We start from the raw sequence: 15,038 nt of genomic DNA, 5'->3' as shown, positions 1-15,038 counted from the left end.
TCTATGAAAAGTCGCTTAAGCATATAGTTTTCTCCATGTATTTCAAGCCAAATATTACGAATTTAATGCTTTGGTTTACTCCAAAGGATTATTATATATTAATCAGTTTAACCTAAAATGAAGTATGAAAAGAAGAACACTCCTTAAAACACTAGCAACCATTATTCCATCTTTTTGGCTTGCTAATGCTATCGCCGCAGGAGATATGGTCCTTGGGACTTCCATGCCAGGCGAGTTTGCTAAAGTTCCATTCGAGCCTAGCTGGGATTCTTTGAAAAATTATAAAGTACCAGAATGGTATAGAGATGCTAAATTTGGAATATGGGCTCACTGGGGCCCACAATGCCAGCCTGAACGGGGTGATTGGTATGCCAGGGGTATGTATGAAGAAGGTAGTGATCAGTATAAATACCATATTGAAAAGTATGGACACCCCTCAAAATTCGGGTTTAAGGATGTCATCAATGAATGGAAGGCTGACAAATGGGATCCTGATTATTTGGTTGGCCTATACAAAAAAGCAGGAGCAGAATATTTTGTAGCCTTGGCTAACCACCATGATAATTTCGATCTCTATGAAAGCAAATACCAAAAATGGAACTCTCTAAATTTGGGTCCAAAGAAAGATATTGTTGGCGGCTGGGCAAAAGCAGCTAAAAAACATGGAATAAATTTTGGCGTGAGCGTGCATGCTGCACATACATGGAGCTGGTTTGAAACCGCGCAGCGTTCGGATAAAAACGGCGATATGGCAGGTGTTCCATATGATGGAAAAGTAACTAAGAAAGACGGAGCAGGAAAATGGTGGGCAGGGTACGATCCACAGGAACTCTATGCCCAGGATCATCCATTGAGTGAAAATAGCCTCGACAATGGAATGATCCATAAACAATGGAATTGGGGCAATGGCGTGTCCGTTCCAACTAAAGCCTACAACGAGAAGTTCTTTAAGCGTACTGTAGAATTAATAGATAAATATCAGCCAGAGCTTGTTTACTTTGATGACACTGCTTTGCCCATGTGGCCTGTTAGTGATGTAGGGTTGAAAATAGCTTCGCACATGTATAATAATAGCATAAAAAAACATGGATCGCTTAAAGCGGTAATTACTGGGAAAATATTGGATGAGGAACAACGGAAATGCATGATCTGGGATATAGAACGAGGCCAGAGCGACAAAATAGAACCTACAACCTGGCAAACCTGTACCTGTCTTGGTAGCTGGCATTACGATAAGCGTGTTTTTGATCAGCATCGTTATAAGACGGCAAAAAATGTTATTCAAACCCTTGTAGATGTGGTCAGTAAAAATGGGAACCTTTTATTAAGCGTTCCAATGCGTGGAGATGGTACTATTGATACTGATGAACTAAAAGTTGTAGAGGAAATTGGAAGCTGGATGGAAGTTAACAAAGAAGCTATTTACGGCAGCCGTCCATGGGATGTATTCGGAGAAGGACCATCCACAGTTAATGCAGCTCCATTAACTGCCCAAGGTTTTAATGAGGGGAAAAATAAACCATATACTTCGGAAGATATCAGATTTACTAAAAAGGGAGCTATACTTTATGCCATTATACTCGGCTCTCCGCAAGAAAAAAGTTTACTGATTAAAAGCCTGGGTAAGGGAAAAGGTTTTCTTAAGACAAAGATTAATAGCATACAACTTCTTGGTTATGAAGGTACGTTAGGGTATGAACATGGGGATTCAGGTTTAACTGTAAAACTTCCCGAAAGCAACTTAAAGAATGACTATGCCTATGTGATCAAAATTTCATAAATAATCGTACATAAACAACTTGAATTATAATTGAAGCCTAATAAGGTTATTGGTATTTATAGGTTAATGTGATGATATACAAAAATAAGATAATAACGAAGTATCCGACAGTAGTATTTGGCACCAGTAGCCTTGGAAATTTATATATTAAACTTGATGATCAAGTTAAACAGCAAATCGTTTCTGAAGCTGTTTCAGCTTCTTCTGGACTTACCATGTTCGACACCGCTGGTAAATATGGTGCCGGATTGGCGCTTGAGGCTTTGGGTAAAAGTTTAAATAACCTCTGTGTTCATCCATCTAAAATACTTATTAGTAATAAATTAGGCTGGTTCCGAACTAAGCTAGAAACTGATGAGCCTACTTTTGAGCCGGGTGTTTGGAAAAGATTGACACACGATGCTGTGCAAAGAATCAGTTATCAAGGGATACTAGATTGTTTTAATCAGGGAAACGAACTTTTAGGCGAATATAATGCGCAAATAGTTTCGGTGCATGATCCGGACGAATACTTATCAAAAGTTAAGTCAAACGAAGATTATGAAATCCGATACCATCAAATTCTTGACGCTTATGCTGCGCTACATGAGCTTAAAAAAGCTGGAAAAGTGCTATCGGTTGGCATAGGTGCCAAAGACTGGAGGGTAATTAAAAAGATTTCAAATGATATAGAATTGGATTGGGTAATGATTGCCAATAGCCTTACCATTTACTCCCATCCTCAGGAGCTTATTGATTTTGTAGCCCAACTGAGTGCTAGAGGTGTTCATGTTATTAATTCGGCTGTTTTCAATGGCGGCTTCCTCACAGGTGGGGAATTTTATAATTATGCTCCTGTTGATCCCCAGAGCCCTGAAGGTTCATCCTTATTGGATTGGCGAACAACTTTCTTTAGGATTTGTAAGGATTATAATGTCAGCCCTGCAGCGGTATGCACGGTATTTGGGTTAAATTATCCTGGAGTGGGCAGCATTGCCTTAAGTAGCAGCAGGCCGGAGCGGGTTAAAAGTAATATCACTATGATTGAAACAAAGATTCCCACAGTTTTTTGGGAAGCAATGCAGGAAGAAGGATTAATTAAAGATTATTTGCGATGAAAAGTTTAATATGTGTAAAACCAGGTGAATTCGCAATGGTGGAGACAAAAGAGCCCCTGGAAAACGCGGGGCATTCTATTTTGAGACTAGAAAGATTGGGTATTTGTGGGACAGATTATCACGCTTTCGGTGGTAATCAGCCTTTTTTTAACTATCCCAGAATACTAGGGCACGAGATTGCTGGAAGGATTGAACAAACGGGTAGCGAATTGTTTAAAGTAGGGGATAGGGTTACTGTAAGTCCCTATATCTATTGTGGAAAGTGTATTGCCTGCCGAAACTCCAAAACTAATTGTTGCGTATCGATGAACGTCATAGGCGTGCATTCTGACGGTGGAATGCAGGAATATATTTCTGTTCCAAATCACTTACTTATTCATGGTAATGGGCTAGAACCGGATCAGTTAGCCTTAGTTGAGCCATTGGCTATAGGTGCTCATGGTGTCGCCAAAGCAAACGTTTTACCAGGGGAAAATGTGCTTATTATTGGCGCTGGACCGATTGGACTCGCTACAGCCGACTTTGTTAGGATAGCAGGTGGAAGGGTGATCATCATGGATGTAGCTATTGAAAAGCTGGAATTTTGCAGAAAAATAATGGGTTTTATTGATACAGTTCATGCAGTATCCGAAGATACATACCTTCAACTCTCCGTGTTGACGAATGGTGAAATGCCAACTGCAATTTTTGACTGTACTGGAAACTTACAAGCAATTGAATGTGGATTCACTTATCTTGCACATTCAGCTAGATATGTGATGATAGGTTTACAAAAACAGGAAATTTCATTTAATCATCCTGAGTTTCATAAGAGAGAGGCAACGCTGATGAGTAGCAGAAATGCATTACCTAAAGATTTTGAGCATGTCATTAACTCCATCAAAAATGGCGATATACAGACCGAAAATTACATTACGCATCGAATTGATTTTGAAGATGTTAAGGAACAGTTCTCCTCGTTGAGACAACCTGGTGAAACGGTAGTAAAAGCATTAATCCACTTTTCGTAGCTCCATAAAAAAGCCACCAGTTGCTAGCTGATGGCAATTAATTTAACCATTGCATAGCCGCTCTACACGACAGGGGTTTAGTCTTCAGCATGGCCCTCTTCATAAATTTCAACCTCTACAATACTTAATCGCCCTTTTGTATGGGCATCATTTCTTGTTACGCCGTCGTCAAGCTTTTTGCCGGTGATCTCCACCATGCCAAAAGCATCTTTAGCTTCCAGGGCGGTGGCGTCAAGCAACTCAATTTTCAGGTTTTTACCGAGTTGTGGTTTAAGCTTAATCGTGTAATAACCTAATGTTTTAGCTGTTAAACCATTAAAGGCTTCCTTTCATCAATGGTAATCCTTAGCGGATAACTACGGCTCCTGAAATTATTTAATTTGAGCGTTATTTCATTAATATCGGCTTCCCGCTCAAGGTTATTATTAATCCAGGCAATGGTTTTAAGCTGTTCATTTTAGTATAATCAGAATTTACATTTGGTTACCCAAAAATAAAACCTCTAAAAAACACAGCAACCTGCTCCATCCTGACGTTGAAAAATAGGTTATACTATTCCCTAATTTTATATCGCAAGCGGAATAAACCAAGTTTCATAATCTTAGCCTTTTATAGCCGGCAGGTGCAACTTGTGCATAAAAAAGCCTGATTAACTTCACATGAATATGGTGATTAATCAGGCTTTAAATTATACCGTAACAAAGCTGTTAGGTGGTAAAGTTTAGGCTATGCGCTTATTTTAACTGGTAAGCAACCACACTTTTCTTGAAAAACGTAGGTACATAAACAATCTTTTTAACAGGATCATAACCAATATCAGCAGTGTTAATTTTTTCCAGGTGTGTATCTAACAACAATTCATGTCTGCCATCAGCATACACATAATAAATATAACCACCCCAGCTTGAAAAAATAAAGTCGCCATTGCCTATTGGCTCAATGCCATCACCACCCTGTGGTAAACCAGCTACTTTAATCAAGCCTTTTTTAGCATCTGCTTTCAGTAAATTCTTGCCGCCAGCAATGTATAAATGTTCCCCAACAGCTTTTAAGCCATTAATGCCTTCCATTTCTTCCATGTATACGGCTAATTTCCCGTTCAGGAGTTGGTGGATTTTTTTAGTTTTAGAATCAGAAATGAATACTACACCTTTATCAGTAACGGTAACATCGTTCAGGAATACGGCTCCTTCAACAGGCATTGTTTTCTCCACTTTCGCGCTAGGAATATCAATGATTACCACGTCAGTAACATCAGCCACATATAACTTATCACCATATATCGCCATACCCTTAGGTGCATTCATGCCATTTACCCACTCCAGGTCAATGATTTTTCCGTCCAGGCCCAATTTACCTATGCTGCCAATGCCATCTTTTGCATCAGAACTATTACCCATAATACCCACATAAAGTAATGCCGATTTTTCATCATATAATACAGATTCAGGCATGTTAATCACACTATCCGTCTGCCAGATTTTGGTCAACTGGTGCTGTGCTTTTGCATTAAAACTTAATGCCGTGATAAAGAGTAGGCCTAGTAATTTCTTCATAGTATTGCGCTAAATAGGTTAAAGTTAATGAATTGAATTAGCTAAATATAAATAATTCCAGGCACAAGGGCAATTATAACTGTAAATAGAGAATATGTGTAGCTTGTTATGCACTACGTGAGTTTTTGATTAACTTTGCGCCATAAAATATAACCATGATATATTTCTTTTCCAACGAGCGTAATACGGTTTTTGCTGTACAAATAGAAAAAACAACCACTTGGGCAGCTATTGGTAAATTGACCTGGCTATTTGACGGTGCCGAATTACAAGAGAGACCTTCCATAACAGGGAGCTTTATTGGTCCTCGTGCAGCCATGATTACTCCCTGGAGTACCAATGCGGTGGAGATAACACAGAACATGGACATTAAAGGTATTTTAAGGATTGAAGAGTTCAGGAAAGTGGATGCTGATTTCACCGATTTCGACCCTATGTTATTTCAAAAATACCAGGAGCTTAATCAGGATCTTTTTACCATTCGTATCCAGCCTGAAGCCATTCTTCCAATTGAAGATATTGCGGCTTATAATAAACTAGAAGGTTTATCACTTAGCGAGGAAGAAGTAGATTACTTAAATAATCTTTCCGAAAAGATAGGTCGTAAACTGACCGACTCTGAGGTCTTCGGTTTCTCCCAGGTGAATTCTGAGCATTGCCGCCACAAAATCTTTAATGGTAAATTTGTTATCGATGGCGAAGAACAGCCGGTATCTCTTTTTAAATTAATACGTCAAACTTCTGAAGCGAATCCTAATGGAATCGTTTCTGCCTATAAAGATAATGTGGCCTTCGTTAAAGGTCCAACGGTACAGCAATTCGCACCTAAACGTGCAGATGTGCCTGAATACTATGAAATTAAGGATTTCGAATCTGTAATTTCGTTAAAAGCAGAGACACACAATTTCCCAACTACGGTAGAGCCTTTTAATGGTGCAGCTACTGGTTCTGGTGGTGAAATCAGAGACCGACTGGCCGGAGGACAAGGCTCTTTGCCTCTTGCGGGTACTGCGGTATACATGACTTCTCTATCACGTCTTACTACCGACAGGCCATGGGAAAGAGGTATGGACGAACGTAAATGGCTTTACCAAACCCCAACAGATATTTTGATTAAAGCCTCTAACGGTGCTACTGATTTTGGTAACAAATTTGGTCAGCCACTCATCACGGGTTCTGTTTTAACCTTTGAACACGAGGAGAACGACAGAAAATTGGGTTACGATAAAGTAATTATGCAAGCGGGTGGTATCGGATACGGTAAAGCCAGTCAGGCGAAAAAAGCAACTCCTACAGCCGAAGACAAAATTGTTGTTTTAGGTGGCGATAACTATAGAATTGGAATGGGTGGGGCAGCAGTTTCATCTGCAGATACTGGTGCCATGGGCACAGGAATCGAATTAAATGCCATACAGCGTTCCAATCCTGAAATGCAGAAAAGAGTGGCCAACGCCGTTCGTGGTATGGTGGAAAACGATCACAATAGCATTGTATCCATTCATGATCATGGTGCAGGTGGACACTTAAACTGTTTATCTGAACTGGTAGAAGAAACCGGTGGATTGATCGACCTGGATAAACTTCCTGTTGGTGACCCAACCTTATCTGCTAAAGAAATAATCGGTAACGAATCCCAGGAACGTATGGGGCTAGTGATCGGAAAAGAAGATGCCGCAACCCTGCAAAAAATTGCCGACCGTGAACGTGCACCAATGTATGTGGTTGGTGAGGTTACCAACGACCACAGGTTTACCTTTAAATCGGCGACCACGGGTTTAAAACCAATGGACCTGAAAATGGAAGATATGTTCGGCAGCTCACCAAAAGTGGTAATGCAGGACAAAACGATCGACCGTAAATATGCGCCGCTTAATTATGATGCAACACAAATCAATACTTACCTGGAACAAGTGCTTCAATTAGAAGCGGTAGCCAGTAAAGATTGGTTAACCAATAAAGTAGACCGTTGTGTGGGTGGTAAAGTGGCTAAACAGCAGTGTGCAGGTCCTTTACAGTTGCCTTTAAATAACTGTGGTGTAATGGCCTTAGATTACCAGGGTAAAGACGGTATTGCTACTTCCATCGGTCATGCGCCTTTATCAGCATTAATTGATCCTGCTGCCGGTAGCCGTAATGCCATTGCTGAATCTTTATCAAACCTGGTTTGGGCACCTTTAAAAGACGGATTAGCAAGTGTTTCACTTTCTGCCAACTGGATGTGGGCCTGTAAAAATGAAGGTGAAGATGCCCGTTTATATGCTGCTGTTAAAGCTTGTTCTGAATTTGCCATCAGCCTAGGTATCAATATCCCTACAGGGAAAGATTCCCTATCCATGAAACAGAAATACAAGGATGAGGAAGTGATCTCGCCTGGAACCGTTATTATTTCTGCTGCTGGTCATTGCGATGACATCCGCAACGTCATTGAGCCTGTATTAAAGAAAGACGGTGGTGCAATCTATTACATCAACCTTTCTGGCGATCAATATAAATTAGGTGGATCTTCTTTTGCGCAGATCTTAAATAAAGTTGGTGAAAAAACCCCTGATGTTGTTGATGCAGCAGCTTTTAAAACAACCTTCAATACCTTACAACAATTAATCAAAGCCGGTCATATCCAGGCGGGTCATGATATAGGTAGTGGTGGTTTAATTACAACCTTATTAGAGCTGTGTTTTGCAGACCGTAACCTGGGTGCCAACTTAGATTTATCTGCCCTTGGCGATCAGGACATGGTGACTAAATTGTTTGCAGAAAATATTGCTTTGGTATTCCAGGCAGATGCGCAGGCAGAGGCTATGTTAACCGCTGAAGGTATTGCCTTCCATAAAATTGGCACGGTAACCAATACGGCTACTTTAAATATTAAAGATACTGCAGGTGAATTAAACTTAGACGTAGATCATTTACGTGATGTATGGTTTAAAACCTCTTTCTTATTAGATCAAAAACAAAGCGGGTTGGTTAAAGCAACTGAACGTTTTGAAAACTATAAAAACCACGTTTTAAATTACAGCTTCCCATTAAATTTTGATGGCAAGAAACCAGTCATCGATCCAACTAAACCACGCCCAAAAGCAGCGGTAATTCGTGAAAAGGGCAGTAACTCGGAGCGCGAATTAGCAAATGCGATGTACCTTGCAGGTTTTGACGTGAAAGATGTACACATGACCGATTTAATCTCCGGTCGCGAAACCCTGGAAGATATCCAATTCATTGGTGCTGTAGGTGGTTTCTCTAACTCTGATGTTTTAGGGTCAGCAAAAGGCTGGGCAGGCGCCTTCTTGTACAATGAAAAAGCAAAACTGGCTTTGGAGAATTTTTTCAAACGCGAAGACACTTTATCAGTAGGGGTATGTAATGGTTGCCAGCTCTTCGTTGAACTAGGATTGATCAATGAAGATCATGAGCAAAAACCTAAAATGCTACATAACGACAGTCAGAAACACGAAAGTGGCTTTACATCGTTAACCATCCAGGAAAATAATTCAGTGATGCTTTCCAGCCTTGCCGGTTCAACACTTGGCGTTTGGATCTCCCATGGTGAAGGTAAATTCCAATTGCCATACGCAGAGGAAAAATATAATATAGTAGCCAAATACGGTTACGAAAGTTACCCTGCAAACCCTAATGGATCTGACTATAACACGGCGATGATGTGTGATGAAACTGGTCGCCACCTGGTGATGATGCCACATATTGAGCGTTCTATTTTTCAATGGAACTGGGCAAATTATCCAGCGGGTCGCCAGGATGAAGTATCCCCATGGATTGCTGCCTTTGTAAATGCAAGAGAATGGCTAGAAGCCTAATAAGCTTCTTATATAAATATAAATGCTATTATTGCCCCCAAATTGTTAATCACAGTTTGGGGGCTTTTTATTTAGGAATACTGACAAATGACATCACACGGGTGATCCTGAATGTTAAGAATACCTGCTCCTCAGTCCATATTCAGTTCAAGTTAAGTCCGTATTGAGTCCAAGTATTTCTAAGAAAAAACATGGACTCTACAGGTAGTTTAATTGATGTGAATCTTGACTCATTATTAGCTGCTGTTTAAATAATGTTATCTGCCATATTGTCCTTCTTATCCTCTATAGTTTTTGCTTAGCAAAATAGGATGTAATCTAATTGGTGCTTGACGTATGCCGACCAAACAAATAAGAAGCTGTTGTGTTTAATAGTAGTCATGATTTACACCATGAAATCATCCTTTGGATAGCTTCATGACCTTTGAAAAACAAACTACATTTACCATGAAAAAACAATCAAGTTCAGAACTAAAATTCAGCACCAAAACCTCTGCTCTGGCAGAGCCAGCATTGATGGAGTTATTTATTGATGGAATAAAAGACATCTATTGGGCAGAGAACCATTTAGTTAAAAACCTGCCTAAAATGCAACGTTCTGCAACATCTGCAGAATTAGCTACCGCCATTGGTAACCACCTGGTGGAAACCGAAGGTCATGTAGAACGCCTGATCAAAATCTTTGACCTGTTGGATGAAAAACCACAAGCCAAAAAATGTGACGCCATGGAAGGCCTGACCAAAGAGGGAGAGGGTATTATTGAAAGCACCGAAGCTGGTACTGCCACCCGCGATGTGGGTATAATTTTAGCCTCACAAAAGGTTGAACATTATGAAATAGCTACCTATGGTGGTTTAGCGCAATTGGCAACTACTTTAGGCTTAACAGAGGTAGCAACTATTTTGCAAGAAACCCTTGCCGAAGAGAAAAATGCAGATCGTTTGTTAACAGACGTTGCAGAAAATAACATCAATTTTAATGCTGCAGAAGAAGCTTAGTCCTAAGCAATAGAAAATAAAACATGGCGAAAAATAAAAAAGACGCTGCAAACGCAGCAGAAAACATAAATGACAAAGTAGCAAAGTTAGCCGCACATACCACCAGCGACGATGGTGAATTGCTGACTACTAATCATGGATTAAGAATCAACGACGATCAGAATTCTCTAAAAGCTGGCGATCGCGGTGCCACATTATTAGAAGACTTTATCCTTAGGGAAAAGATAACCCATTTTGACCACGAAAGAATCCCTGAGCGTGTGGTGCATGCCCGCGGCTCAGCGGCACATGGTGTATTCAAGGTTTATGAATCACAGTCGGCCATTACCAAAGCGCATTTTCTTTTAGACCCATCAGTTGAAACACCTGTTTTTGTGCGTTTCTCTACCGTTGCCGGATCACGTGGTTCTACAGACTTGGCCAGGGATGTACGTGGTTTTGCTGTTAAATTTTATACGCAGGAAGGTAATTTTGACTTGGTTGGAAACAATATGCCGGTGTTTTTTATCCAGGATGCGATTAAGTTTCCAGATTTAGTGCATGCTGTTAAACCAGAGCCTGATAATGAAATGCCACAAGCCGCATCGGCACACGATACCTTCTGGGATTTTATCTCGGTAATGCCGGAATCGACTCACATGATCATGTGGTTAATGAGCGACCGTGCCATTCCTCGCAGTTATCGCATGATGGAAGGTTTCGGTGTACATACATTTAGGTTAATCAATGAAGCAGGAGAAAGTACTTTTGTAAAGTTTCATTGGAAACCGCTATTAGGAGTACATTCTGTAGCATGGGATGAGGCGCAGAACATATCTGGTAAAGATCCCGATTATCACCGCCGTGACCTTTGGGAAGCCATTGAAAGTGGTGCTTTCCCTGAATGGGAATTAGGGGTGCAATTAGTACCGGAAGCCGATGAGTTTAAGTTCGATTTTGACTTGTTGGATCCAACAAAAATTATCCCTGAAGAACTGGTTCCGGTTCAAAGAATCGGTAAAATGACGCTGAACCGCAACCCTGAAAACTTCTTTGCAGAAACCGAACAGGTTGCTTTTCATGTGGGTCATGTGGTTCCCGGAATTGACTTTACCAATGACCCCTTATTACAAGGCAGGTTATTTTCCTATACCGATACACAACTGATCCGTCTGGGTGGTCCGAATTTCCATGAAATTCCAATTAACCGTCCTGTGGTTCCAGTTCATAATAACCAGCGCGACGGATTTATGCGCCAAACCATTAACAGGGGCAAAGTAAGTTACGGACCCAATGGTATAGCCAATAATCAACCTGCGCAGGCAAAAGCTGCTGAAGGTGGTTTTACCAGTTATAATGAACGGATTGACGCCAGAAAAATCAGACGAAGAAGTAAAAGTTTCTTTGAACACTTCAGTCAAGCCCGATTGTTCTTTAACAGCCAGTCTGATCCAGAGAAAAACCACATTATCGATGCTTTTTCTTTTGAATTAGGAAAAGTTAGAAGTGTAGAAATAAGACAACGGATGCTTGGCATTATTGCACAGGTGGATAAAAACCTTGCTGCAGGGGTTGCGTATAACTTAGGTTTACATGTGCCTCAGGAGCCAGAACAGCCGATGAATTTGAGTTTTCCTGCAGATGCCGATCCAGCAGATTACCAACCTGTAGATGAAGAAAGTTCGATCATGTTGTCTGATGCCTTAAGCATGTTGAACACGGTTAAGGATACCATTAAGAGTCGTAAAATTGCTATCCTGGCAGCGGATGGCGTGAATGCCGTTTCCTTAAACACGGTAAAAGATGCTTTAGTTAGCGGTGGTGCTACTGTAGAAGTGATTGCACCCAGGTTAGGTGTTGTGATTGCGGAACAAGATGAAAAGATTCCGGTTGACCATACTTTCTTAACTGCGGCTTCGGTATTTTACGATGCCGTTTACGTGCCTGGAGGTACCAATAGTGTTGCTACGTTAGAAGCAGAGGCTGATGCCGTTCACTTTCTAAACGAAGCTTTCAAACATTGCAAAGCCATTGCTGCGGATGAGGATGCTTTACAAGTTCTGGAAGCCACGTATTTCAGTAAGAAATTACCTGACGATTTTAGTGATGTTAGCGTGTTAACGGAAGGTATTGTGATCAGTAACGATACGGCGAAGTTGACTAAACAATTTATTGCCGCTATTGCGCAACATCGTTTCTGGGAGCGTGAGTTACCAAGAAAGGTGCCTGCCTAGTCATCCACGTTTTTAATTAAAAAGCCAGTATCACAATCGTGATACTGGCTTTTCAATTGATAACCAATTATTATTTACTGTCTTTTAACTTCAATACTGAAAAAATAGGGAGATGGTCAGATGTGTATCGCTCTGGAATCACCTGATGACTGATTACTTCAATTTGATTCGTTTTATTAAAGCCTATAAAATCGATAGCTTTTTTTGGATTAATCACGGGAATTGTAAATTCACAATTTGTACAAGTCCTGGTAAACTGCTTGTCGAAAAGATTGATTGGCGCACTACCGGGCATCGCGTTTAAGTCGCCAGCAATTATAAATGGCAACTTTTCCAGCTGCGCTAGGTCATTGATGTCTTTCATTTGCAGCAGGCGATTGGTATCCTCTTTTTGAGCATCAAGGTGGGTAGCGCCAAACCTGACCTTTTTTCCGCCAGGAAGGTTCACTAAAACCGTAGCGAGTACCCGGGGTTCTCCTTTTGTACCAGCCTGAGTGGTTAAACGATGAATCACCTGTTCAGTTATTGGGTATTTCGATAATATGGCTACACCGTATTGGCCTCCATCATGGTCAATTGCCTTTGCAAAGAAGAAATTCATTTGCAGCTTTTCAGCCAGCAAGCTCGCCTGGTTAATATTTCCAGATCTGATGGTATTCACATCTACTTCCTGTAAGGACACTAAATCAGGTTTTTGTGCTTTGATCACCTTGGCGATAGCGTCGATATCTATTTTGCCCGGGGTAGAAGGGGGATTGCAATGATGAATGTTGTAGCACAATACCCGTAAGTTTTGTGCTGTTTCGCTAGCGTGTTTACTAGTCGTCAACTTCTCCGCACAGGAAGAAAGTATCATCATGCTAAATAAGAAGAACAGGTATTTATAGTATTTCATATCCTTTTTGATAAAAATCATTAATTCCAACCGGGGTTTTGGCCTAAGTTAGGGTTACGCTGAAGTTGAATAAGAGGAACCGGCCAAAGGTAATGTTTAGACTCATCAAATTGCCTGCCCGACATTACCACAATATAACCGTTTGCATCAGCAGCAAATTGACTTACCTGGGCAGGCACAATCGCCAGGGATTTTTTCATTCCTTTAACATCCTGGGCTAAAAGATTGCCCTGTTTCCAGCGGATAATATCATACCACCTTTGGCCTTCACGTGCTAACTCCACCCTTCTTTCTCTTCTTATTTCAGTTTTTGTATCCATGCCATTGGCGGCAAGCTCCGTAAGCACCATTCGTTTCATGCCTACACGATCGCGCAATTTATTAATGGTCAAGTCTACATCAGCTTGTGTAAGTGTTCCCAGTTCCATTTTAGCTTCCACGTAATTTAATAAAACTTCTGCAAGGCGCATGACATGGATATCATTTTCATCTTTTGTCACTCTTGCTACGGCATCAATTTCTACATACTTTGTAAAATAAAACCCAGTTGTAGTAACACTCCCCAATTTATCAGATACAAATTTTGGTGCAGTAAAAATAGTAGGATCGTTGTTGGCGGGATTACCATCTTTTCTTCCTCCCCATGCGCTTCCTGGCGCTAATATGGTTTGTTTCATCCTTGGATCCCGATTTTCAAACAAACTGGCATAGGTGTTCTCCTTATACAAAGGTGATTTCTCGATAGGCAATCCGTCGATCGACAAATAAGCGTCAACAAGAGATTTTGTCGGGTTGTATCTTGAAGCCTGATCTGGAACTTGTGATTCACGGCTAATGTTATGCATGCTTACATCTGCAAGGTTTATACGGGCAACAATGGTTTCCTTATTTGCACCACGGGATAATTTACCTGCATAAGAAAAGAGTTTATTATAATCCTCCTTAGGTTTTCCTGTGGAATATAAACTATAGACCCCAAGGTCCATGACATCTTTTGCGGCCTTTTCTGCCACTGCCCAGCGTCCATCAAATAAAGCGATTCTTGATTTAAAAGCAAGAGCAGCGCCTTTGCTAAAACGACCTAATTTGTCGCCTGTTTGTGGAGCAGCCTGCATCATGGCAGCGGCTTCTTCCAATTCGTTTACTATAAAATCTAGCACTTCTGCTCTTGGATTTCTTGGGCCGTATAATTCATCGATATTTAAAGGTTTAGTCACAATGGGAAGATCTCCAAAATAACAAACCAGATTCATGTACATGTAGGCACGAATGGTTTTCGCTTCGCCTGCCATTTGGTCTCTTTTCGCCTGACTAACGCCAGTTGCTTTGTTATAGTTTTCTAGAAATACATTACACTGGCGTATACCAGCATATTGGCTTACCCATTCTGCATTTACAGAAGCCAGGTCGGCACCAAAGTTTCCACTACTGAATATTCTGTAGCTATCGCCAGTTGCGGAGTTGATACTGTTATCGCCCATTTGATCCAATGCCACGGTATTGTTATTCTTCACGTTAGCATAAAGACCGTTTAGGGCTAAGGTCAATTGTTCTTCTGTATTCCAAAAAGTACCATCTGAAATGGTATCCTGCGGTGTGCGGTCTAAAAAGTCTTTTCTGCAAGAGCTGGTGAAGATCGCCAGGGCAGCAAGCATATATAATAATATATTTTTCAT

At 40.8% G+C, this 15,038-nt stretch carries 10 protein-coding genes; 6 read left to right on the top strand and 4 right to left on the bottom strand.

Annotated elements, in window-relative coordinates:
* Positions 1-124: 124 nt before the first annotated feature.
* The 3 genes from IWX76_RS03205 to IWX76_RS03195 all read left to right on the top strand — a co-directional run bounded on the left by IWX76_RS03205 (position 125) and on the right by IWX76_RS03195 (position 3,887).
* Positions 125-1,780, top strand: a complete 1,656-nt coding sequence (locus IWX76_RS03205; RefSeq protein WP_196858428.1) for an alpha-L-fucosidase — start codon at positions 125-127, stop codon at positions 1,778-1,780.
* A 71-nt stretch (positions 1,781-1,851) separates the two neighbouring features.
* Entirely contained in the window at positions 1,852-2,877 is a 1,026-nt protein-coding gene (locus IWX76_RS03200; protein WP_196858427.1) for an aldo/keto reductase, read from the top strand.
* A complete protein-coding gene (locus tag IWX76_RS03195) occupies positions 2,874-3,887 on the top strand; it encodes a zinc-binding alcohol dehydrogenase family protein (protein WP_196858426.1) in 1,014 nt (337 codons plus the stop codon). Before IWX76_RS03200 ends, IWX76_RS03195 begins: the two co-directional genes overlap by 4 nt.
* Before the next feature lie 77 nt (positions 3,888-3,964).
* Here the strand turns inward: IWX76_RS03195 and IWX76_RS03190 are convergent, their stop codons facing one another.
* Positions 3,965-4,126 (bottom strand): hypothetical protein, encoded by a 162-nt coding sequence (locus IWX76_RS03190; RefSeq protein ID WP_196858425.1) that lies wholly within the window; start codon positions 4,124-4,126, stop codon positions 3,965-3,967.
* A 495-nt stretch (positions 4,127-4,621) separates the two neighbouring features.
* Positions 4,622-5,443, bottom strand: a complete 822-nt coding sequence (locus IWX76_RS03185; protein ID WP_196858424.1) for an ATP-binding protein — start codon at positions 5,441-5,443, stop codon at positions 4,622-4,624.
* A gap of 155 nt (positions 5,444-5,598) precedes the next feature.
* On the opposite strand from IWX76_RS03185, the gene purL reads away from it, so the two are divergent.
* The 3 genes from purL to IWX76_RS03170 all read left to right on the top strand — a co-directional run bounded on the left by purL (position 5,599) and on the right by IWX76_RS03170 (position 12,467).
* Complete coding sequence (gene purL, locus IWX76_RS03180; RefSeq protein ID WP_196858423.1) at positions 5,599-9,255, top strand: phosphoribosylformylglycinamidine synthase; 3,657 nt, start codon at positions 5,599-5,601, stop codon at positions 9,253-9,255.
* A gap of 447 nt (positions 9,256-9,702) precedes the next feature.
* Complete coding sequence (locus tag IWX76_RS03175; RefSeq protein ID WP_196858422.1) at positions 9,703-10,254, top strand: YciE/YciF ferroxidase family protein; 552 nt, start codon at positions 9,703-9,705, stop codon at positions 10,252-10,254.
* 23 nt (positions 10,255-10,277) lie between these two features.
* Positions 10,278-12,467, top strand: coding sequence for a catalase (locus tag IWX76_RS03170; RefSeq protein WP_196858421.1), 2,190 nt, complete (start codon positions 10,278-10,280; stop codon positions 12,465-12,467).
* Positions 12,468-12,537: 70 nt separating this feature from the next.
* On the opposite strand, the gene IWX76_RS03165 is transcribed toward IWX76_RS03170, so the two are convergent.
* Positions 12,538-13,362, bottom strand: a complete 825-nt coding sequence (locus tag IWX76_RS03165) for an endonuclease/exonuclease/phosphatase family protein (protein ID WP_196858420.1) — start codon at positions 13,360-13,362, stop codon at positions 12,538-12,540.
* Between the two features lie 20 nt (positions 13,363-13,382).
* On the bottom strand, positions 13,383-15,038 hold the full coding sequence (locus IWX76_RS03160; protein ID WP_196858419.1) for a RagB/SusD family nutrient uptake outer membrane protein: 1,656 nt from the start codon (positions 15,036-15,038) through the stop codon (positions 13,383-13,385).

The sequence above is a fragment of the Pedobacter sp. CAN_A7 genome (assembly GCF_015752175.1).
Classification (GTDB): Bacteria; Bacteroidota; Bacteroidia; order Sphingobacteriales; family Sphingobacteriaceae; genus Pedobacter.
Note: the sequence above shows the minus strand (reverse complement) of the source record. Positions and strands in the feature narration are given on the sequence as shown.